Genomic DNA, 20,503 nt, shown 5'->3' on the forward strand with positions numbered 1-20,503 from the left:
TCGTTTGCCGTACTACTGCCGTTTCAGCCCCAGTACCTCCGCCGCCGCGAAGGTCTCCCCCGGCGGCCGGTCGGCGTAGTGCGGGGTGAGCAGGGCGTCGAGTTCGTCGTAGCTGAAGGTGTCCTGCTTGCTGTCGAACCTGGCCTGGACCCGCGGCCGTTCGACGATCGCGACCATGCCGCCGTGCACGACCAGCAGCTGGCCGTTGATCAGCTCGGCGGCCGGGGACGCCAGGTAGCCGACGAGCGGGGCGACATGCTCGGGGGCGAGCGGGTCGAGGCCCTCGGCGGGCCGTTCGAACCCGGCGAAGACGTCCTCGGTCATCCGGGTGCGGGCGCGCGGGCAGATCACGTTGGCGGTCACGCCGTACTTGGCGAGGGCGAGGGCGGTGGAGGTGGTCAGGCCGACGATGCCGCCCTTGGCGGCCGCGTAGTTGGGCTGGCCCGCGGAACCGGCGAGGAAGGCCTCGGAGGAGGTGTTGACGATCCGGCCGTACACCTTCGCACCGCCGGCCGCCTTGGACCGCTCCCGCCAGTGCGCGGCCGCGAAGCGGGTGGTGTTGAAGTGGCCCTTGAGATGGACCCGGATCACCGAGTCCCACTCGTCCTCGGTCATGGAGAAGACCATGCGGTCGCGCAGGATGCCGGCGTTGTTGACGAGGATGTCCAGCTTTCCGTACTGGGTTGTCGCCAGGGTGAGAAGGTCTCGCGCCTGTGAGAAGTCCGCGATGTCCCCGGTGTGGGCGACGGCCCGGCCGCCCGCCGCGCGGATCTCCTCGGCGACCTGTTCGGCGGGGCCGGTGGAGGCCGTCCCCGAGCCGTCCCGGCCCGGCTGTCCGAAGTCGTTGACGACGACGGCCGCGCCCAGCCGGGCCAGTTCGAGCGCCTCGGCCCGGCCGAGCCCCCGGCCGGCGCCGGTGACGATCGCACTGAGCCCTTCGAGCGGCTTCTCCGGCAACGACCCCTCCGGTAGTGGCTTCTCCGGCAGCGGCCTCTCCGGCAATGACCTCTCCGACATACGGTGGCCCCTCAGATCTCGATGCAGGTGCGCAGCGCCGTGCCGGTGCGCATCTGGTCCAGGGCTTCGTTGATCTCCGCCAGCGGCACCCGGTGGGTGATCAGGCCCTCCAGGTCGATGCGGCCGGCCCGCCACAGGGCGATCGTGCGCTCGTAGGAGCCGACCACGTCGCCGCCGCCGTACATCGACGGCAGGATCCGCTTCTCGTCGAAGAACAGCTCGAACATGTTGAGCTGGAGGAAGTCGTCCATGGCACCCGCGCCGACGACCACGAGGGTGCCGCCGCGGCGGGTGTTCTCGTACGCCGTGCGGGCGGTGGCGGACCTGCCGACGACCTCGAAGACGTAGTCGAAGCCCTCGCCGGCGGTGACCTCCTGCTTGGCGCCGGGCAGTTCGTCGGGCGAGACCGCCCTGGTCGCCCCGAACCCGATCGCGGCCTCGCGCCGGGACGCGACCGGGTCGACGGCGACGATCTCGGCCGCCCCCTTGAGCCGTGCCCCCTGGATCGCCGAGATCCCGACCCCTCCGCACCCGATCACGGCGACCGACGAACCGGCCTCCACATCGGCCGTGTTGAGGGCCGCGCCGAGCCCGGTGGTGACCCCGCAGCCGATCAGCGCGGCGATGTCGAAGGGCACGTCGTCCGGGATCGGCACCGCGCACCCGGCGTCGACCACGACCTCCTCGGCAAAGGTGCCGGTGCCCGCGAAGCCGAAGACGTCACCGCCGGGGCGCCTGAAGTTGGGGGTGCCGGCGTTCATGAACCCGGCCAGGCACAGCTCGGTCTGCCCGCGCCTGCAGGCCGGACAGGCCCCGCAGGCCGGCAGCCAGCAGACGACGACCCGGTCGCCGGGCTTGACCCGGGTGACGCCCTCCCCCACCTCCAGGACCTCGCCCGCGCCCTCGTGGCCCGGCACGAACGGGGCCGGCTGCGGCAGCACCCCGTTCATCGCCGACAGGTCCGAGTGGCACAGCCCGGTGGCGCGCACCCGGATCCGCACCCTGCCGGGGCCGAACCCGACCGCCTCGACGTCGTCGAGGACCTCAAGCTTCTCCTGGCCTATCTCCTGCAGTACGGCTGCGCGCATGGTGCGGCTCTCCCCTCGACTGCGTTCCGGAACAAAGTGGATCAAACTGGCTCGAGCTGGATCAGGAGTGTTCGACGATCGTGTCGGCGAGGACGGGCGCGTCGTCCCGCTCCACGGCTCCGACGGCCACGCGGACCTGCGCGTCGCCCCGCCACATGCGGATGCGCAGGGTCTCCCCCGGGTAGACCACCCCGGCGAACCGCGTCGAGTACGACCGCACCCGGCTCACGTCCCCGCCGAGCAGCGTGTCCACGACCGCCTTGAGCGTCATGCCGTAGGTGCACAGTCCGTGCAGGATGGGCCGGTCGAAGCCGGCGAGCTTGGCGAACTCCGGGTCGGCGTGCAGCGGGTTGTAGTCGCCGGAGAGGCGGTAGAGCAGAGCCTGGTCCTCGCGGACCGGCCGCTCGACGGTCCGGTCGGGGTCGCCGGCGGGCGGGTCGAGCCGCGCGGACGGGCCGCGGTCGCCGCCCCAGCCGCCCTCTCCCCGTACGAAGATCTGCGCGTCGTTGGTCCACAGCGGGCCGTCGGCGTCCGCGACCTCGGTGCGCATCACCAGGACGGCCGCCTTGCCCTTGTCGTACACGGCGGCGATCCGGCCCGTGGCGGTGGCCGTGCCCCGCACGGGGAGGGGGCGGTGGACGGTGAGCGACTGGCCGCCGTGCAGCACCTTGGCGAGGTCGACGTCGACGCCGGGCATGGACAGTCCGCTGATCACCCCGGGCGAACCGGCCCCCGCGACGGTGGCGAAGCTGGGCAGGACGTGCAGCCGGGACTCCAGGGTGTAGCGCAGTTCGTCGGGGTCGGTGGCGGGGCGGCCCGCACCGATGCCGAGGTGGTAGAGCTGGACGTCCCGGCGCTCCCAGCGGATCTCCCCGGACCGGGGTTCGGCGGCGAGGGCCTTGGCTGCGTCGATGGGCATACGGCTCCTGAGGTGTCTCAAGACCTCGGCGCGACCGTCCGCACCGTCGGCCGCACCGAGGTCGTCCACGGGGCGGGTCCAAGGGGGTGTCCCTAGAACGCGTTCCAGTCCAGCGCCCCTTGTATAGCCGAGCGCTCCACACTTGTGAAGGCTCCTGACACAGTGTCAGATTCAGTCGTGCCGGGCCATGACATTTGTCATGCGCGAGTCCGTACAAGAGCATCTGCCGCGCGGGAGCCCGGTTCCGTAGCGTCGTAGCCATGACATGGACAGGTGGGACAGCAGGCCCGACAGAGCGTGCCGTGTCCTTCGCGGGGGCGGTCAAGACCTTCGGGACGGTACGCGCGGTGGACGGGGTGGACCTGGAGATAGGGCGCGGTGAGACGGTCGCGCTGCTCGGCCGCAACGGCGCGGGCAAGTCGACGACGATCTCACTGCTGCTGGGGCTGAACACGCCCGACGCCGGCACGGTCGAACTGTTCGGCGGACAGCCGGCGAAGGCCGTACGCGGCGGGCTGGTCGGAGCGATGCTCCAGGAGGCACGGGCGGTGCCCCGGGTCACCGTCGGCGAGCTGGTCACCTTCGTGGCCCGGCGCTACCCGACGCCGATGCCCGTCGCGCAGGCCCTGGAGCTGGCCGGTATCGGCGAGCTGTCCGGGCGCCGCGTGGACCGTCTGTCGGGCGGCCAGACACAGCGCGTGCGGTTCGCCGTGGCACTGGCCGGGAACCCGTCGCTGGTCGTCCTGGACGAGCCGACCGCCGCCCTGGACGTGGAGGCGCGGCACGCGTTCTGGCGCTCGATGCGGGCGTACGCCCGGCGCGGCCACACCGTCCTGTTCTCCACGCACTACCTGGAGGAGGCGGACGCGCACGCCGACCGCATCCTCGTCATCGACCGCGGCCGGATCGTCGCGGACGGCACCGGCGATCAGCTCAAGCGGGCGGCCGGCGGCAGCCTCGTCTCCTTCGACCTGGCGGCCCGCTCCACCGAGGGCCTGGCGCAGCTGCCCGGCGTGCGCTCCCTCGAAGTGCGCGGCGACCGCGCGCTGCTGCGCACCGACGACTCGGACGCGACCGTGATCGCGCTGGCCGCCCGGAACGCGATCCGCAGCCTGGAGGTCACCCCCGCCTCCCTCGACGACGCCTTCCTGGCCCTGACGTCCGGCCCGCGAACCGCAGACGGCGTACTGCCCGACCCGCTGCCCCGCGAAGCCGCCCCGAACGGCACCTCCCCCGCCCGCACCGCCGCTGAGACGGAGACCGTCTGATGCTCGACTACCTGCGCCTCGAAGTACGCCGGACGCTGCGCGACGTCGGCTTCGTGATCGGCGGGATCGCGATGCCGGTGATGATGTACCTGCTGTTCACCAACCTGGGCGGCGACGACAGCGGCTACCGGACCCAGGCCATGGTCGGCATGGCCGCCTACGGCGCGGTCGGCTCCGCCCTCAACACCGGCGGCGGGGTGGCCGAGGACCGGGCGATCGGCTGGCTGCGGCAGCTCCGGGTGACCCCGATGACCCCGCGCCAGGTCGTCCTCGGCCGGGCGCTGACCGGCTCGGTGACCGTACTGCCCGCGATCCTCGCGGTGCTCCTGGCGGGCGGCCTGGTCAACGGCGTACGGCTGGACGCCTGGCAGTGGGCGGGGATCGCGCTGCTGCTGTGGCTGGGCTCGATCCCCTTCACCCTGCTCGGCCTCGCCAACGGCTACGGCCTGACCGCCCAGACCACCGGCGTGGCGAACATGGCCTGCAACCTGGGGCTTGCCGTGGTCGGCGGCCTGTGGTTCCCGGTCAGCCTGTTCCCCGGCTGGTTGCGCGCCGTCTCGGAGTACACCCCGACCAACCGCTTCGCCGAACTCGGCACCTCCGTCGCCGACGGGCACACCCCGGCACTCGGCGCGATCGCGGTCCTGACGGCTTGGCTGTTCGCGTTCGGTTCGTACGCTGTGGTGGCGTACCGCCGGACCGGGCGGACCGTGTGACCGGGGGAGCGAGAGAGATGTCCTGGATGCGAGGGATCACCTGCCAGACACGCCGCTGGCGGGTGGCGCGGGCTCAGTGGAAGGCCGACAGGGCGGAGTTCAGGGCCGCGCAGAAGGAGGCGCGCCGCAAGGGCGAGTGGCCCGAGAACCCGGGTCCGCCGCCGACCGGCTTCTCCCTGCTGCCGTGGCTGCTGCTGGGGCTGGGCTCCTTCTCCAACCTCCTCCAGGGCAAGACCCCCAACCCCTGGATCGGCGGCCTGGGCCTGTTCGCCTTCAACTCCCTCTACATCTACGTCGTGTTCCGCTCCTTCGTGAAGGAGAAGCGCGAGGCGGTCTCGACGCGGGTGGCGCTCGGCCTGATGGGCCTGCTCACCTGCGGCCTGGCCCTCGGCTACGGCGGCAGCTGGCTGTACTTCTTCCCGCTGCTCGGCCTCGCCACCGGGGCCTGCCTGCGCGGCCCGCGGCTGGGTCAGATCGGCCTGTCGCTGACCGCCCTCGCGGCGGCGGTCTCCGTGTTCCGGGCGGGCTGGGACGCGATCAACGTCGCCTACGGCACCTTCCTGTCCACCATGGTGACCGCCGCGATCCTCTCCCTGTCCGAGGCGGTAAGGGAGCTGCGCGCCGCCCGCGAGGAGCTGGCCCGGCGCGCGGTGGAGAAGGAGCGGCTGCGCTTCTCCCGGGATCTGCACGACCTGCTCGGGCACACCCTCTCGGTGATCGTCGTCAAGTCGGAGGCGGCCCGGCGCCTCGCCCCCCGTGACATGGACGCGGCCCTCTCCCAGATCTCCGACATCGAGTCGGTGGGCCGGCAGGCGCTCACCGAGATCCGCGAGGCGGTCACCGGCTACCGCGAGGGCAGCCTGGCCACGGAACTCGACCGGGCCCGCTCGGTCCTCTCGGCGGCGAGCATCGAGCCGGTCGTCAGGCAGACCGGGACGCCGCTCGCCCCGCAGACCGAGACACTGCTGGGCTGGGTGGTGCGCGAGGCGGTCACCAACGTGGTCCGGCACAGCGACGCCACCCACTGCGAGATCACCGTCGACAGCGGCGCCGAGCGGGTCCGGCTGACCGTCAGCGACGACGGCACCGGCGCGAGTGCCGCCGAGCCCCGCCGTGCGGGCGTCGGCGGCACCGGTCTGAAGGGGCTGACCGAGCGCCTCGCGGCGGCGGGCGGCTCTCTCGAAGCCGGCCCGTCGCCACGCGGCGGTTTCGCGGTCACCGCTCAACTCCCCACCGAGTCGGTGGAGTTGCTGACCGCTATGACGGTGGCAACTACGGCGCCCAGGGCGAGCTGACGACCCAGCTCACGTCGTCGGTCCACGAGGTGGCGCTGTCCCAGGCGTTGGAACCGCCGTCGCTCGCTATGTAGACGTTGTAGTTGTAGTGGCGCAGATATCGCGTCGGGTAGTTGTACGAGGCGAACGAGGTGCCCGTGCCGCTCTTGCCGGTCTCCGGGCAGAACGTGGCGTCGGCTCTGAACGTGGCGGTGCCGTCCATGGGCTGCCGCAGGAGCTTGAAGTTGTAGTGGCGCAGGAAGTCGCCCGGGTAGTTGCGCGACTCGAAGGAGACGCAGGAGCTGCTCGCCAGTCCGCGGCGGACGATCCAGGTGGCGTCGTTCTTATCCAGGGCGGAGCTGCTGGAGGTGATGGCGGAGAGGACGGCCGCGTTGGCCTGGTGGCGGACGTAGTCGGTGGTGCAGCAGGACGTCGTGGCCTTCAGGGAGATCTCCGAGCCGGGGCTGAGCGTGCCGGTGGAGCCGGTCGCGCCGCCGTAGCCGACGGAGACGATGTTGGACTGGACGGCGTTGTCGGCGGCGTCGGTCGGGATGCCGGAGGTCATCACGCCCTCGAAGAACGAGCCGATGGAGCCGTTGCTGTTGTCACCGCCGGTGCCGAGGACGATCGCGCCCTCCTGGTGCATGGGCGAGTAGCCGCTGGTGGTGGGCTCACCGCCGGAATACGTGGTGGTGAGACCGCCGGATTGCGCGTTTCCCCATTTCAGTGCGAAATGGTCCTGGCCGTTGTTCTTCAGCAACGCGGTGACGAAAGGTGTCGCGCCCGTGCCCGTGTTGGAGGAGTTGGTGCTGTAGCCGAGGTTGGACTGGAACAGCCCGTTCTCCAGGTCCGCCTGCACCCAGGGCCCCGAGCCGTAGCAGGGCGCGAACCAGCACTCGGTGCCGAAGTTGATGGCGTCCATGTGGCCGTTGCCGGTGTCCTTGTTGTTGGTCTCGGCGTTGCCGTAGTCGAAGCAGCAGCTGCCGTTGACATGGGTGCCGGAGGTGACCATGTACATCCCCTCGGCGGCGCCGTTGGTGGCGACACCGGAGGTGGAGTTGTCCCGGTAGCCCATGCCGGCCGAGATCTCCAGGCCGTAGACCTGGTGCCCGCCGACGGTCACCGGCAGCGCGTCCGCCGGGGCCCCGACATCGGCCGCGCCGGCCCCGCCGGCGCCCTCGACGGTGAGGTCGTTGTGCCGGCTGGACTGGTCGTAGATCTTGGTGACGATGCAGGTCGTACCGGAGCAGAAGGAGTCCTGCGCGGCGGCGTTGGCGTATCCGCCGGTGGCCAGCAGGCCGATGTTCGCGGTGGCGCTGTCGGAGGCGCGCTGCACCTGGTAGAGGGATCCGCTGTACGACGAGTACAGCGCCCGGACCATGCTGTGCGCGGCCACGCACGGCGTGCCGGCGGTGGCGTAGACGTCACAGGGCAGCGAACCCGCGGCGGCGGCCTGCGGGGCACCGGCCCCGACGACGAGCGCGGCGACGGTCGCGAAGGCCGCGAGTGCGGAGAGCACGGCTCTCCTGACTCGTGACGGACAGGAGCGCAGGGCTCGTAGGGACACTGAGAACACGATGCACCTCTTCTTCGGTTCCTCGTAGGGCGGTGCGGGTGGGTGGTCGGTATACCGAACGCCGTTCGACCGAAATACCGAACCTATTCAGCGGTCGAAATACCGACCATTGGACGGGAATTCAGAGAATTGCAGAGGTGATTGTTTGAGCACGGTCAACCGCCGTCAAGCCCTGCGGCGCGGAACAATGACCACTCTTTAATTCCCGGGCCTGCGGCTAGGCTTGGGCCGTGTACGAGCCTGCGAACGAGATGCCCCGGGACCACCGGCCGGCCAAGTCCATCAGGGTGCTGCTCGCCGAGGACCAGGGCATGATGCGCGGGGCCCTCGCCCTGCTGCTCGGGATGGAGCCGGACATCGAGGTCGTCGCGCAGGTCGGGACAGGTGACGCGATCGTGGACGCCGCGCTGGCCCACCGGCCTGACGTGGCCCTCCTCGACATCGAACTGCCGGGCATCAGCGGCCTGGACGCGGCGGCGGAGCTGCGCGACCAGGCGCCCGACTGCCGGGTGCTGATCCTGACCACCTTCGGCCGGCCCGGCTATCTGCGTCGGGCCATGGAGGCCGGCGCGGCCGGCTTCCTCGTCAAGGACGGTCCGGTCGAGGACCTGGCCCGGGCGATCCGGCAGGTGCTCACCGGGGACACCGTGGTCGACCCGGCGCTCGCGGCGGCCGCGCTCAGCGCCGGGCCGAATCCGCTCACCGCCCGCGAGTGCGACGTCCTGAAGGCGTCCGTGGACGGCGCGACCGTCGCCGACATCGCGGCGAAGCTGCATCTGTCGGAGTCGACGGTCCGCAACTACCTGTCCGCCGCGATCGGCAAGACCGGCACCCGCAACCGCACGGAGGCGGTACGGGAGGCACGGCAACAGGGCTGGCTGTGACCTCCCACCACGCTCCGCGGCGCTACTTCGTCACCTCCGCCGACTTGTAGGCGGTGCCCTGCGGGGCCACGCAGACGAACCAGTTGGCTCCCGGGTAGTCGCGGACCGGCCGGAGCTCCGACTCCCCGGAGTAGGACGGGGAGTCGGCGGAAACGCGCGTGACCCGGGTCGAGGTGCCGTCCTTCCAGTGGCAGGTGACCTCCGCGGCGGTCGTGGCGACCTTGCCGACCACCAGCCGGTCGGCGCTCGCCGGATCGTCACCGAGCCTGGCGGCGGCGGCGTCCAGGTCGGTCCCCGAGAGCGGCTCCACCTCCCGCACCGTGTTGAACATGACCACCTGGCGGCGGAATCCGTCGTAACTGCGGGCGGCGAAGAAGGATGTCTTGCCGATCAGGTCGGCGGGCTTGTCCGCGTCCGCGGGCTGGAGCCCCCAGTCACCCATCGCCTTCCACTGCTTCTCGGCCTCGGCACGGGTGAGCGGCGCGCCCCACACCATGACCCCGACGCCCCACTTCTTGCCCTGGTAGCTGCCCAGCGCCAGGTCCGTCGACTCGGGTGTGTACACATGGCGCGCCTCCGGTGACACGGGCCGGACCGCCACCTCACCGCCCCGGTCCCCGTGACCCCCGCCCGGCAGCCCCGTCACCGCCAGCGTCCCCGCCGTCGCGCCGACGGCCAGCGCCAGCGCCGTGGCCCCCGTCACCGCCCACCGTCGGGCCCGGCGTCGCCTGCCGCCGCGCATCACCGCCTGGACAGGGGCTATGCCGATCTCGACCTCGTCCGCGGCGTCCGCGAGGAGGAGGGCGATGTCCGACTCCGTCTGTGTCATGCCGTGGTTCTCCCGGTTCGCGCTCATCAGCCACGCCCTCCCTGCGTCACCATCTCGGCCAGTCCCGGTATGGCACGGAGTTTCGCGATCCCCTTGGCCGCGTTGCTCTTGACCGTGCCCACCGAGCAGCCCATCGCCTCCGCCGCCTGGGTCTCCGTCAGGTCCTCCCAGTAGCGCAGCACCACCGCCTCCCGCTGCCGCGGCGGCAGTTGGGCGAGTGCCTTGAGCAGGGCGCTGCGGTCGTCGGCCTGGGCGATCCGGTCCCCCGTGTCGGGCACCTCGCGGACCAGGCCCGAGTCGTCCCTGGGCGCGAGGAACTCCTTGAGTTTCCTTCTGTGCCGGCGTGCGTGCGCGTTGATCATCACGCGCCGTACGTACGCCTCCGGATCATCGGCCGAGCCGACCTTGCGCCAGGCCACGAAGACCTGTTCGAGCGTCGACTGGACCAGGTCCTCGGCGGCGTGCTGCTCCCCCGTGAGGAGAAAAGCCGTACGCATCAGCCGCGGCCAGCGGCCGGTCATGAAACTCTGGAACTCCTCGTTCCGAGCGTTCTCCCGCTCCCCCATGGGCACCTCCTAGATGTAATGAGGAGTCCACGAGCCGCCCGGACCGTTGCCTCATCCGGCGGACGTCGGCGAAATTCTTCCCGGCAGCCACAGCAGCATCAGCACCGCCCCGGTCAGCAGCACGCCGGTGCTGGTGCGGAAGGCCAGCGCGTACCCCTCGGTCAGGGCCGCGGCCCCGCCGTCCGTGCCGGTCCGGGCCGCCGCGAGCGTCGACATCACCGCGAGCCCCAGCGAACCGCCCATCGTGCGGGAGGTGTTGATGAGCCCCGAGAGCAGTCCGGCCTCCGCCGGCGCCGCCCCGGAGGTGGCCAGTGCGGCCAGCGGGGTCGCGGCCAGGCCCGCGCCGAGCATCATCAGGATCCCGGGGAGCATGATCGCCGTCAGGTAGGCGCCGTGCGGACCCATGGTCGACTGCCAGCCGAACCCGGTCGCCGCCACCAGCGTGCCCGCCACCGCCACCGTCCGCGCTCCCGCCCGCCGCATCAGCCGGGGCGCCGTCTTGGAGCCGACGAGCACCGCGACCGAGCTGGGTATCAGGGCGAAGCCGGCCTCCAGCGGGGAGTAGCCGAGGACGTTCTGGGCGTAGAGCGTCATGAAGTACCACATGCAGAACATCGCCGAACCGGACACCAGCATGGCCGCGTTGGCCGACGCCACCGTCCGCCGCGCCAGCAGGCCGAGCGGCATCAGCGGGGCCGCCGTACGCGCCTCGAGGGCCAGGAACAGCCCGAGCAGCGCGAGCCCGGCGGCCAGCGGGACCAGGGTGGCGGCCGACGTCCATCCCTTGGCCTCGGTCTGCGAGACGCCGTACGCCAGGGTCGCCAGGCCCGCCGTCACCAGCAGCGCGCCGGGCAGGTCGAGCCGCCGTCCGGCCCCGGCCCGGCTCTCCGTCAGCCACACCACGGACCCGGCGAGGACCAGCGCGCCCACCGGCACGTTGATCAGCAGCACCCAGCGCCAGGACAGCACGTCCACCAGCACCCCGCCGACCAGCCCGCCGGCGGCGCCGCCGCCGGCACCGACCGCCGTCCAGGTGGCGATCGCCCGGGCCCGGGCCGGACCCTCCGGCACGGCGGCCGTGAGCAGGGTCAGCGTCGAGGGCGCCAGCACCGCCGCGCCCAGTCCCTGCACGGCCCGGGCGAGCAGCAGCTGCCAGCCGTCCTGGGCGAGGCCGCCGCCGAGCGAGGCCAGCGTGAACAGACCGAGCCCGACCAGGAACATCCGCTTACGGCCGTAGAGGTCACCGGCCCGCCCGCCGAGCAGCATGAACCCGGCGAAGGCGATGGCGTACGCGTTCACCACCCACTGCAGGCCGGACGCGCTCAGCCCCAGGTCCGCGCGCATCGACGGCAGCGCCACGTTCACCACGGACACGTCGAGCACCACCAGGAACTGCCCGGCGCACGCCAGCGCCACCACCAGCCAGGTGGGGGGTGCGGTACGGCGGGATATTCGTGAGGTGTCCGCGGCTTCGAGCATGACCGTCATGCTCTCAAGCCGGTTACGGTCCTTGCATCGGCTTTTCGGCCCACCTGGCCTCGGTCGTGCGGCCTACACCGCCCCGCACCGTGCCTTTCGCGGTCACACGGCCACACAGCCCCGCACCGCGCCCTTCGCCGTCGTAGGGCCTACACCGTCTTCCGGAGCATGGTCACCACCGCCGCGCCGCCCAGCCCGATGTTGTGCGCGAGCCCCACCCGTGCGCCCGGCACCTGCCGCTCCCCCGCCGTGCCCCGCAGCTGCCACACCAGTTCGGCGGTCTGCGCGAGGCCGGTCGCGCCCAGCGGGTGCCCCTTGGAGATGAGCCCTCCGGAGGGGTTCACCACCCAGCGCCCGCCGTACGTCGTCGCCCCCGACTCGACGAGCTTGCCCGACTCGCCCACCGCGCACATGCCGAGCGCCTCGTACGTCAGCAGCTCGTTGACGGAGAAGCAGTCGTGCAGTTCCACGACGTCGACGTCCTCGATGCCGAGCCCTGAGCGGTCGTACACCTGGCGGGCCGCCGCCCGTGACATCGGCTGCCCGACGGCGTCGATGCACGAGCCCGACGCGAAGGACTCCTCGGTGTCCGTCGTCATCGCCTGCGCGACGATCTCGACGAGGCCGGTGAGCCCGCGCCGTTCGGCGAACCGTTCCGAGACGACCAAGGCCGCCGCCGCGCCGTCGGAGGTGGGCGAGCACTGGAGTTTGGTGAGCGGGCGGTGGACGCTACGGGCGGCGAGGATGCCGGCCACGTCGTACACGTCCCGGAACTGGGCGTACGGGTTGTGCGCGGAGTGCCGGTGGTTCTTGGCGGCCACGGCCGCGAGCTGCGCCTCGGTGGTGCCGTAACGCTCCATGTGCTCGCGGGCCGCGTCGCCGAAGATCTGCGCGGTGGGCGGGGTCATCTCGAAACCGTGCCGGGCGGCCATGATCCCGTAGTGCCGGGCGACGGGAGACGTGGCGAAGTCCCCACCGTCCGCGCCGCTTCCGAGCGCGCCCTTCTTCATCTTCTCGAAGCCGAGGGCCAGGACGCAGTCGGCCGCGCCGCCCTCGACGAGCTGGCGGGCCAGCATCAGGGCGGTGGCGCCGGTGGCGCAGTTGTTGTTGACGTTGTAGACGGGGACGCCGGTGAGACCCAGCTCATAGGCGGCGCGCTGGCCGGCGGTGGAGGGCTGGAAGCAGTAGCCGACAGGAACCTGTTCCACATCGGCGTACGAGATCCCCGCGTCCGCGAGGGCGGAGCCACCCGCCTCCCGGACCATGTCCCAGTACTGCCAGTCACGGGTCTCGGGCTTCTCGAACCTGGTCATTCCGACCCCGGCGACATACGCCTTCGCAGCCCTGACGGCATTCATCGCGGCACTCATGGCGCGTGAGACTAGAACACGTTCCACAAATTGACCAGGGCCTGACGACAGATCAGAAACCCATGGGACGGTCAAGAATTCGTTAGCAGCTCGAAGCAACGGAATAGTTGCCTGTGCATACGAGGTTTACCCACCACTTATCCGCGGCGGATCCCGCCTCTCCCCGCTCTGCCCGTCACTCTCTTGGCCCGGAGGCCTCACTCAATGACGCACACGACCGACCAGCCCGCCCGGGGCGCCAGCGGGGCCGTGGTCCCGGTGCTCGCCTTCGCGGGCATCGTGGTCGCGGTGATGCAGACCCTGCTCGTTCCGGTGATCAAGGACCTGCCGCAGCTGCTGGGGACCGAGCCCAGCAACGCCACCTGGGTCCTGACCTCGACGCTCCTGTCGGGCGCCGTGGCCACTCCGATCATGGGCCGCCTCGGCGACCTGTACGGCAAGCGGCGGATGCTGATATTCAGCCTCTCCGTGATGGTGGTGGGTGCGCTGGTCAGCGCGCTCACCAGCGAACTGCTCACGATGATCGTGGGCCGTACCCTCCAGGGCTTCGCCATGGGCGCGATCCCGCTGGGCATCGGCCTGATGCGCGACATGCTGCCGCGCGAGAAGCTCGCCTCGGCGATGGCCCTGATGAGCTCCTCGATCGGCGTCGGCGGCGGCCTCGCGCTGCCCGCCGCGGCCCTGGTCGCGCAGCACGCCGACTGGCACGCCCTGTTCTACGGCGCCGCCGGCCTGGGCGTCGTGGCCATCGTCCTCACCCTCGTCGCGGTACCCGAGTCCCCGGCGCGCGCCGCGGGCACCTTCGACGTGCTGGGCGCGATCGGGCTCTCCGTGGGCCTGGTCCTCTTCCTCCTCCCCATCACCAAGGGCAGCGACTGGGGCTGGACCTCCGGCACCACGCTCGGGCTCTTCGCCGCCGCCGCCGTCATCCTCGTCCTGTGGGGCGTGATGGAGCTGCGGGTCAAGGCCCCGCTGGTCGACCTGCGCACCACCGCCCGCCCGGCGGTGCTCTTCACCAACCTCGCCTCGATCATGGTCGGGGTCAGCTTCTACGTCGTCTCGCTGGTCCTGCCGCAGCTGCTCCAGCTGCCGAAGGCCACCGGCTACGGGCTCGGCCAGTCGATGGTCACCGCGGGTCTGCTGGTCGCCCCGCTGGGCCTGACGATGATGTTCACGGCCCCCGTCTATGCCCGGCTGTCCGCCAAGTACGGCCCCAAGACCACCCTGATCCTCGGCATGCTGATCATCGGCATCGGCTACGGCGCGGGCATCGGCCTGATGAGCGCGGCCTGGCAGAGCCTGGTCATCGCCGTGGTGCTGGGCGCGGGCATCGGCCTCGCGTACTCCTCCCTCCCCGCCCTGATCGTCGGTGCGGTCCCCGCGTCGGAGACGGGCGCGGCGAACGGTCTCAACACCCTGATGCGGTCCATCGGTACGTCCGTGTCCAGCGCCGTCATCGGCATGGTGCTGGCCAACACGGCGAACCACGTGGGCGGCGTCGCCATCCCGACCATGCACGGTTTCCGGGTCTCCTTCCTGATCGCGACGGGCGCGGTGGCCGTGGGCCTGGTCCTCGCCCTGCTGCTGCCCAAGCGGAGCCGGCCGGCGGCGGAGGCCGCCCAGCACACGCAGCTGCGCGCGAGCAGCGACGAGGACGCCGCGCTGGCCAACGCCGAGGAGGTGCTGCGCGGCTTCCGCGGGCGCGTGCTCGACGCGGCGGGCGTTCCGGTGGCCCGCGCCAAGGTCACGCTGATCGACCGACGGGGGCGGCAGGCCGGGGCGACGCTGTCCGGCGCCGACGGTACGTACGCGCTCGCGGTGCCCACCGAGGGGGCGTACGTGCTGGCCGCGAAGGCACTGGGGCACGGGCCGTTGGCTTCCTCGGCGTCGCATGCGGGGGATGACCGGGCCGTTGACCTGGACCTTTCGTTGCCGGTAGAGGCTGTTACGGCCTAACGGGCGCGTTGTCGGCTGCGGGTGTGTGGGGGCTGGTCGCGCCCACGCGGCGGAGCCGCACATCGACACAGTCCCGCGCCCCAAGGGCGCGCCGGCCCCGAGGACGTTGCATCCGCACCCCCTGTCGGACTCCGGCAGGGGGTGCGGCAGCATGGGTGGCCGGAACGTCGTACCACCGAAGGGACCCCCATGGCCGTGGCCGCGCCCCAGCCCGAGACGCTCGCCGCGTTCGAGAAGGCCAAGGGGTTCATGCCCCTGCACGAGGGGCTGGCGCTGTACGCGGCCGCTGTCGAAGCCGGGGAACTCGGCCTCCCGCTCCTGGAGGTCGGGACGTACTGCGGGCGGTCCACCCTGCTCCTCGCCGACGCGGCGCGTGCCGCCAGGGTCACCGCTGTCACCGTCGACCACCACCGGGGCAGCGAGGAGCAGCAGCCGGGCTGGGACTACCACGACCCGGAGACCGTCGACCCGGAGCTGGGGCTGATGGACACGCTGCCCACCTTCCGGCGGACGCTGCACCGGGCCGGTCTTGAGGACCAAGTCGTCGCCCTGGTGGGCCGGTCCCCCCAGATCGCCTCCTTCTGGAACTCGCCCCTCGGCCTCGTCTTCATCGACGGCGGCCACACCGACGAGCACGCCACCGCCGACTACGAGGGCTGGGCCCCCCATGTGGCGCAGGGCGGGCTCCTGCTGATCCACGACGTCTTCCCGGACCCGGAGGACGAGTTCACCGGCCAGGCCCCCTACCGCGTCTACCTCCGCGCCCTGGAGTCGGGCGCGTTCACGGAGATCTCGGCGCAGGACTCGCTGCGCGTGCTGCGGCGAACGGGGGCGGGGATCTGAGGGCACGGCCGGAACCGGCGTCCCCTCCTGCCGGGGGCCGGTGTCACGCCGTCATCCCATCGGCCCTCTCGGACCGCGTGGACGCCGTGGACGGCCGCTAGGGTGGCTGATGTGTCGTACACAGCACCCGAATTCGATTCCCCGCAGCAGCGGCGCTCCCGGCGAGCGCCCATGACTGTCGCTCTCGCCGCGCTCGTGCCCGGTGCGCTGCTCGGATGGGTGGTGTTCGAGGGGGTGGGGAAGCCCGGTGGCAGTGGCGGCGGGGAGGCGAACGCGGCGGCGCCTCGGTCGGCGCCCGTGTCGCCCGGCGATGACGCCAAGGTGCCGAGCCCCAGTGCGGCTCCTCCGCTCAAGGGCAAGGTCGTCGTCATCGACCCGGGGCACAACCCGGGCAACTTCCAGCACACGACCGAAATCAACCAGAAGGTGGATATCGGGACGAACTGGAAGGAGTGCGACACGACGGGGACGGCCACCAACGCGGGTTACAGCGAGGCGCGGTTCACGCTCGACGTCGCGCACCGGCTGCGGGCGCTGCTGGAGAAGGAGGGCGCCACGGTGAAAATGACCCATGACGGGGACCGGCCCGTCTGGGGCCCGTGCGTGGACCAGCGGGCGAAGATCGGGAACGACGCGCACGCGGACGCGGCCATCTCCATCCACGCCGACGGGGCGCCCGAGGGCGACCGCGGCTTCCATGTCATCCTCCCGGCCACCGTGCACTCCGGCGGCGCCGACACCCGCCCGATCGTCGGCCCCTCGCGCACCCTCGGCGAGCACATCGAGAGCGATTTCGCGAAGGCGACCGGCAGTTCTCCGTCCAACTACGTCGGCAACGGCACCGGCCTCGACGTACGCAAGGATCTCGGCGGTCTCAACCTGTCAACGGTTCCCAAGGTGTTCATCGAGTGCGGCAACATGCGCGACAGCAAGGACGCGGCACTCCTGACGAGCGGGACCTGGCGGCAGAAGGCGGCGCAGGGAATGTCGGACGGCATCATCGACTTCTTGCACTGACCGCGACAGGCCTGCCGCGATCACGCTCGGATGTTCCTCAGATCACTTGTTGTCACACAACTCCCCCTGGCTGGCTCGATCCGACCAACAGTGATCGAACTTCCCGATCGCAAAGGGAACCAAAGGGGGAACACATGGGAACTCAGACCATGCGGCGCACTACCGTGGCGGTCGCAATGGCGATGTGCGCCGTGGGCGTCAGCGGCACGGCTCGTGCAGCCTCACCCGCCCCGGTGAAGCTCGACAACTCCACCGGCACGCAGGGGGTGAGCACCCGCTCCCAGGGTGACGGCCGTCTCTATCCGACCGAACTCGTCAACGTACGTTCCACCAGGAGCAAGTGCGGCAGCAAGCCGATCGCGGAAGCATCCGGACGGGGCAAGATAACGCTGCGGATCGACGAGACCCACTCCGTCAGCACGACACTGTCGAAGAACATCAAGGCGGAGTACAAGGCGATCAGTGTGGGTGTCGGCTGGGATGTCACCAAGTCGCGAAGCGTCACGGTGAGCGGCTCCAAGGAAGTACCGCGAGGCAAGTACGGCGTCCTCAAGGCGTACACAAGGTACTCGGGCAAGGAGTTCGACGTGCGGACATTCCCTTCGATCGGCGGCGATATCGTCCAACGGAACAAGAAGGCTTACAAGCCGATCGGAGTCTGCTACAAGTACAGCCAGCACTGACCGAAGCGAGATCCACTAAGCGCGTGAAGCGGCTGGTTCGAACCCGGGACGAGCCGCTTCACGCCGTCGGCTGTTTCCGGACCGGATGGCGCCCGGGCGGTCTCGGTCTTCACTGGTTCCCCAGGCGACGCAGGGGACATCTGAGGGAATCGTGAGTTTTCTGCGCGGTATGGCCATCGGCGAACAGGACCGGGCGGACACCTGATCGACCGGACGATAGTGTCCTTCCTACGATGAGAGGCCACACGCACGCCTCCTCCGCCGACGAGACGACCTACGAAGGACCTGAAGTGAATATCCGCTCCCTCACTAGAGGCGACGGCGTGGTGATCGGAGCAGCGGTGTTGCTGTTGATCGCGTCGTTCCTCGACAACTATTCGTACGACGGAGTGCCGGACAGCATCGACCTGCCGAGCCTCTGGTCGAGCGGACCGGTCCTCTTCAGCATCATCTTCGCGGGCATCGCGGGCGCCGCACTCGTCATCGTCTCGCGAACACTGCCGCAGCCGAGGAAGGTGGCCGGTCTGGATCTCGGTCCGTTCGGCGTGGCGTTCACGGTCTTCGCCGCATGGAGCGCGCTTGGCAATGTCATCGACCCGGCCGGCGCCGCCGACAACCTGTCCGGCTCCGCCAACGGCCCCAGCGCGGGCATGGGCCTCATCCTGGCCCTGATCGCCACCCTCGTCATGGCCGGCGCGGCCGTCGCGACCCCGCTCGTCCCCGCCCTCCAGGCCGGGCTCATCCCGGCTCCCAAGCCGCAGGCTCCGCAGCCCTACGGCGCCCAGCCGCCCGGCGGTTACGGCTACCCGGGTGCCGCCGCCCCGCAGCCCGGCCAGCCGTACGGCGCCCAGCCGCAGGCCGGTCAGCCGTTCGGCCAGCAGCAGCCCCCGGCCGCCGCACAGCAGCAGCCGGTCACCGCCGCACCCGACTTCTCCCCGTTCTGGTTCGCCGTCCCGGTGGCCCGGCCGCTGTTCGCGGAGGACGGCTCGACCGCGCCGATCGCCGAACTGGCGCCCGGCACCTGGTACTTGGCCGTCGAGCAGCGCGGCGGCGCGCTGGTGGCGCAGACCCAGGACGGCCGCCGTGGCGTGCTGCAGGACACCTCCGGGATCCAGCGCGGCTGATCCGCACAGGACCGCGTACGGCCCCTCTCCCTTCCGGGTGAGGGGCCGTTGTCGTACAGTCCGGAACTCGGTCTGACATACCGTCAGGAGGCTGGCATGCGGCTCGGGTTGGCACTCGGATACTGGGGGCGGGGGCCCTCCCCGGACCATGTGCCGCTGGCGCGGGAGGCGGAGCGGCTCGGGTACCACTCGGTGTGGACGGCGGAGTCCTGGGGCTCGGACGCGTTCACGCCGCTCACCTGGATCGCCGCGCAGACGTCGACGATCATGCTGGGTACGGCCGTTGCCCAGATGGCGGCCCGCTCGCCGACCACCACCGCGATGCACGCGCTGACCCTGGACCACCTGTCGGGGGGCCGGGTGATGCTGGGGCTCGGCCTGTCCGGGCCGCAGGTCGTGGAGGGGTGGTACGGCCGCCCGTTCCCGAAGTCGCCGCTGACCGCGACCAGGGAGTACGTGGACGTCGTACGGCAGGTGCTGCGGCGGGAGGGGCCGGTGGAGTCGGCGGGGCGCTTCCACTCCCATCCGTACCGGGGGCCGGACGCCACCGGTCTCGGCAAGCCGCTGAAGCCGATCACCCACCCTCTCCGGGCCGACCTGCCGGTCCTGCTCGGCGCCGAGGGGCCGAAGAACGTCGCCCAGACGGTCCGGATCGCCGACGGCTGGCTGCCGCTGTACTGGGCGCCGAGCCGACCCGAGGTGTACGGGCCCGCGGTGGCCGAGCTGCCGGAGCGCTTCCTGGTCGCCCCGATGGCGCAGGTGAAGGTCTGTGACGACGTGGCCACCGGGCTGCTGCCCGTGAAAGCCATGCTCGGCTTCTACATCGGCGGGATGGGCCACGCGGCCCGCAACTTCCACGCCGACCTCATGGCGCGCATGGGGTACGAGGAGGAGGCGCGGCGGATCCAGGAACTGTTCCTGTCCGGGCGGCGCGAGGAGGCCGTGCTGGCCGTGCCGGACGCGTTCGCCGACGAGATCTCGCTGGTCGGCCCGCGCGAACGCATCGCCGAGCGGCTGGAGTCGTGGCGCAAGAGCCCGGTGACCGACCTGCTGGCGCTGGCCCCAGACCCGCACACTCTGCGGGTGCTCGCGGAACTCAACTCCTAGCCCGCCGGGGCGGTTCACAGCAAGGGTGAGCAGGACGCGGCCGGGGGAAACGGCGCCGGGGTCACCGCCGGAGGCGTCAACTCCGCGCGAACGAGCCGAACACCCGGCGAACGGCACTCGCAGACTCCGGCGCCGAACCCGAACCACGTTGCTCAGTGGGTGAGTTGCGATGCCGAAGGCACGTTGTTGGTGACCGGGGCACCGGCGCTCTTTCCGGCATCCTTCACGTTGTTGATGACGTCGTTGAACGAACTGGCCGCGTTCCCGTCGCCCTTGCGGAGCTTGGACGGCAGGTCCTTCAGCGCGTCGATGCCGGACGAGAGCGGCGCGACGGCCTTGGACAGCAGCGGGTCGCCCTGGGCGTTCCGCTTGGCGGCCTGGAGCCGGTTGTACGCGAAGGTGCCGGCGAGACCGGCCTTGATAAGGGCGAAGGTGCGGCCGTGAGCGCCCTTCTTGAACTTGCCGGCCTTCCAGGGCTTGACGATCCACTGGTAGGTGGCACCGGCCGCGAGTGACGCGTTGGCGACGAACCGCGTCTTGGCGAACTTCTGTTTCTCGGCGGACGTACTCGGACTGGGGGTGTCGGCCACGGGCACCGCGGCCATGCCGGTGTCGGTGGACTTGCTCTGCGTGCTGCTGCACGCGGTCACGCCGGCGACGAGTGCGCAGCAGAGGGTCAGCGCGACGACCAGGCGCCGTATCGGTACGGGCACGGGGTCCTCCCGTGTGTCTCGATGTCCTCCCCGAGCGGTTGCTTCCTCCGGCAGCCTCACCCAGATGGCGGCGC

The 20,503-nt window shown here is 71.1% G+C and carries 19 protein-coding genes; 10 read left to right on the forward strand and 9 right to left on the reverse strand.

Translation table 11 applies throughout. From position 1 onward, the window contains the following. Positions 1-12: 12 nt before the first annotated feature. The 3 genes from ACWGJB_RS18135 to ACWGJB_RS18145 form a co-directional block, all read right to left on the reverse strand. Entirely contained in the window at positions 13-957 is a 945-nt protein-coding gene (locus ACWGJB_RS18135) for a 3-oxoacyl-ACP reductase (protein ID WP_453381137.1), read from the reverse strand. Positions 958-1,028: 71 nt separating this feature from the next. Next, positions 1,029-2,105, reverse strand: coding sequence for a Zn-dependent alcohol dehydrogenase (locus ACWGJB_RS18140; RefSeq protein ID WP_453381138.1), 1,077 nt, complete (start codon positions 2,103-2,105; stop codon positions 1,029-1,031). 61 nt (positions 2,106-2,166) lie between these two features. Beyond that, positions 2,167-3,024 carry a MaoC/PaaZ C-terminal domain-containing protein gene (locus ACWGJB_RS18145; protein ID WP_453381139.1) on the reverse strand — a complete coding sequence of 286 codons (858 nt, stop codon included), beginning with the start codon at positions 3,022-3,024 and terminating at the stop codon, positions 2,167-2,169. 260 nt (positions 3,025-3,284) lie between these two features. On the opposite strand from ACWGJB_RS18145, the gene ACWGJB_RS18150 reads away from it, so the two are divergent. The 3 genes from ACWGJB_RS18150 to ACWGJB_RS18160 are packed head-to-tail and all read left to right on the forward strand — an operon-like array spanning position 3,285 to position 6,303. Continuing rightward, positions 3,285-4,292 carry an ABC transporter ATP-binding protein gene (locus ACWGJB_RS18150; protein ID WP_453381140.1) on the forward strand — a complete coding sequence of 336 codons (1,008 nt, stop codon included), beginning with the start codon at positions 3,285-3,287 and terminating at the stop codon, positions 4,290-4,292. Continuing rightward, a complete protein-coding gene (locus ACWGJB_RS18155) occupies positions 4,292-5,008 on the forward strand; it encodes an ABC transporter permease (protein WP_453381141.1) in 717 nt (238 codons plus the stop codon). The genes ACWGJB_RS18150 and ACWGJB_RS18155 overlap by 1 nt, the downstream gene beginning before the upstream one ends. A gap of 17 nt (positions 5,009-5,025) precedes the next feature. Beyond that, complete coding sequence (locus ACWGJB_RS18160; RefSeq protein ID WP_453381142.1) at positions 5,026-6,303, forward strand: sensor histidine kinase; 1,278 nt, start codon at positions 5,026-5,028, stop codon at positions 6,301-6,303. Here the strand turns inward: ACWGJB_RS18160 and ACWGJB_RS18165 are convergent. Beyond that, complete coding sequence (locus ACWGJB_RS18165; RefSeq protein WP_453381143.1) at positions 6,281-7,849, reverse strand: alpha-L-arabinofuranosidase B; 1,569 nt, start codon at positions 7,847-7,849, stop codon at positions 6,281-6,283. The two genes, ACWGJB_RS18160 and ACWGJB_RS18165, sit on opposite strands and share 23 nt — an antisense overlap. 260 nt (positions 7,850-8,109) lie before the next feature. On the opposite strand from ACWGJB_RS18165, the gene ACWGJB_RS18170 reads away from it, so the two are divergent. After that, a complete protein-coding gene (locus ACWGJB_RS18170) occupies positions 8,110-8,742 on the forward strand; it encodes a response regulator (protein WP_453381356.1) in 633 nt (210 codons plus the stop codon). Positions 8,743-8,764: 22 nt separating this feature from the next. Here ACWGJB_RS18170 and ACWGJB_RS18175 read toward each other — a convergent pair whose 3' ends face one another. The 4 genes from ACWGJB_RS18175 to ACWGJB_RS18190 form a co-directional block, all read right to left on the reverse strand. Further along, positions 8,765-9,598, reverse strand: coding sequence for a hypothetical protein (locus tag ACWGJB_RS18175; RefSeq protein WP_453381144.1), 834 nt, complete (start codon positions 9,596-9,598; stop codon positions 8,765-8,767). After that, entirely contained in the window at positions 9,598-10,137 is a 540-nt protein-coding gene (locus tag ACWGJB_RS18180; RefSeq protein WP_453381145.1) for a SigE family RNA polymerase sigma factor, read from the reverse strand. The genes ACWGJB_RS18175 and ACWGJB_RS18180 overlap by 1 nt, the downstream gene beginning before the upstream one ends. A 51-nt stretch (positions 10,138-10,188) precedes the next feature. Next, positions 10,189-11,625, reverse strand: a complete 1,437-nt coding sequence (locus ACWGJB_RS18185; RefSeq protein ID WP_453381146.1) for an MFS transporter — start codon at positions 11,623-11,625, stop codon at positions 10,189-10,191. Positions 11,626-11,765: 140 nt separating this feature from the next. Continuing rightward, positions 11,766-12,986: a lipid-transfer protein gene (locus tag ACWGJB_RS18190; protein ID WP_453381147.1), complete on the reverse strand. Its 1,221-nt coding sequence runs from the start codon at positions 12,984-12,986 to the stop codon at positions 11,766-11,768. A gap of 204 nt (positions 12,987-13,190) precedes the next feature. Between ACWGJB_RS18190 and ACWGJB_RS18195 the strand changes: the two genes are divergently transcribed. The 6 genes from ACWGJB_RS18195 to ACWGJB_RS18220 all read left to right on the forward strand — a co-directional run bounded on the left by ACWGJB_RS18195 (position 13,191) and on the right by ACWGJB_RS18220 (position 19,716). After that, positions 13,191-14,942, forward strand: coding sequence for an MFS transporter (locus ACWGJB_RS18195; protein ID WP_453381148.1), 1,752 nt, complete (start codon positions 13,191-13,193; stop codon positions 14,940-14,942). Between the two features lie 189 nt (positions 14,943-15,131). Continuing rightward, positions 15,132-15,785, forward strand: coding sequence for a class I SAM-dependent methyltransferase (locus tag ACWGJB_RS18200; protein ID WP_453381149.1), 654 nt, complete (start codon positions 15,132-15,134; stop codon positions 15,783-15,785). Between the two features lie 111 nt (positions 15,786-15,896). Further along, positions 15,897-16,802, forward strand: a complete 906-nt coding sequence (locus tag ACWGJB_RS18205; RefSeq protein ID WP_453381150.1) for an N-acetylmuramoyl-L-alanine amidase — start codon at positions 15,897-15,899, stop codon at positions 16,800-16,802. Between the two features lie 134 nt (positions 16,803-16,936). Further along, the gene (locus ACWGJB_RS18210) at positions 16,937-17,485 is read left to right on the forward strand and encodes a hypothetical protein (protein WP_453381151.1); all 549 of its coding nucleotides are present in this window, start codon (positions 16,937-16,939) and stop codon (positions 17,483-17,485) included. Between the two features lie 290 nt (positions 17,486-17,775). Beyond that, a complete protein-coding gene (locus tag ACWGJB_RS18215) occupies positions 17,776-18,609 on the forward strand; it encodes a hypothetical protein (RefSeq protein WP_453381357.1) in 834 nt (277 codons plus the stop codon). A gap of 96 nt (positions 18,610-18,705) precedes the next feature. Further along, complete coding sequence (locus tag ACWGJB_RS18220) at positions 18,706-19,716, forward strand: LLM class F420-dependent oxidoreductase (RefSeq protein ID WP_453381152.1); 1,011 nt, start codon at positions 18,706-18,708, stop codon at positions 19,714-19,716. Positions 19,717-19,868: 152 nt separating this feature from the next. On the opposite strand, the gene ACWGJB_RS18225 is transcribed toward ACWGJB_RS18220, so the two are convergent. Then, positions 19,869-20,429 (reverse strand): hypothetical protein, encoded by a 561-nt coding sequence (locus ACWGJB_RS18225; protein ID WP_453381153.1) that lies wholly within the window; start codon positions 20,427-20,429, stop codon positions 19,869-19,871. Between the last annotated feature and the right edge of the window lie 74 nt (positions 20,430-20,503).

Source organism: Streptomyces sp. NPDC054813 (assembly GCF_053611365.1).

Excerpts from the sequence above, each read along its gene's own strand:
- ACWGJB_RS18140 (WP_453381138.1), bottom strand. The coding sequence starts at position 2,105 with ATGCGCGCAGCCGTACTGCAGGAGATAGGCCAGGAGAAGCTTGAGGTC.
- ACWGJB_RS18145 (WP_453381139.1), bottom strand. The coding sequence starts at position 3,024 with ATGCCCATCGACGCAGCCAAGGCCCTCGCCGCCGAACCCCGGTCCGGG.
- ACWGJB_RS18150 (WP_453381140.1), top strand. The coding sequence starts at position 3,285 with ATGACATGGACAGGTGGGACAGCAGGCCCGACAGAGCGTGCCGTGTCC.
- ACWGJB_RS18155 (WP_453381141.1), top strand. The coding sequence starts at position 4,292 with ATGCTCGACTACCTGCGCCTCGAAGTACGCCGGACGCTGCGCGACGTC.
- ACWGJB_RS18160 (WP_453381142.1), top strand. The coding sequence starts at position 5,026 with ATGTCCTGGATGCGAGGGATCACCTGCCAGACACGCCGCTGGCGGGTG.
- ACWGJB_RS18170 (WP_453381356.1), top strand. The coding sequence starts at position 8,110 with ATGCCCCGGGACCACCGGCCGGCCAAGTCCATCAGGGTGCTGCTCGCC.
- ACWGJB_RS18175 (WP_453381144.1), bottom strand. The coding sequence starts at position 9,598 with ATGAGCGCGAACCGGGAGAACCACGGCATGACACAGACGGAGTCGGAC.
- ACWGJB_RS18180 (WP_453381145.1), bottom strand. The coding sequence starts at position 10,137 with ATGGGGGAGCGGGAGAACGCTCGGAACGAGGAGTTCCAGAGTTTCATG.
- ACWGJB_RS18185 (WP_453381146.1), bottom strand. The coding sequence starts at position 11,625 with ATGACGGTCATGCTCGAAGCCGCGGACACCTCACGAATATCCCGCCGT.
- ACWGJB_RS18190 (WP_453381147.1), bottom strand. The coding sequence starts at position 12,986 with ATGAGTGCCGCGATGAATGCCGTCAGGGCTGCGAAGGCGTATGTCGCC.
- ACWGJB_RS18195 (WP_453381148.1), top strand. The coding sequence starts at position 13,191 with ATGACGCACACGACCGACCAGCCCGCCCGGGGCGCCAGCGGGGCCGTG.
- ACWGJB_RS18200 (WP_453381149.1), top strand. The coding sequence starts at position 15,132 with ATGGCCGTGGCCGCGCCCCAGCCCGAGACGCTCGCCGCGTTCGAGAAG.
- ACWGJB_RS18210 (WP_453381151.1), top strand. The coding sequence starts at position 16,937 with ATGGGAACTCAGACCATGCGGCGCACTACCGTGGCGGTCGCAATGGCG.
- ACWGJB_RS18220 (WP_453381152.1), top strand. The coding sequence starts at position 18,706 with ATGCGGCTCGGGTTGGCACTCGGATACTGGGGGCGGGGGCCCTCCCCG.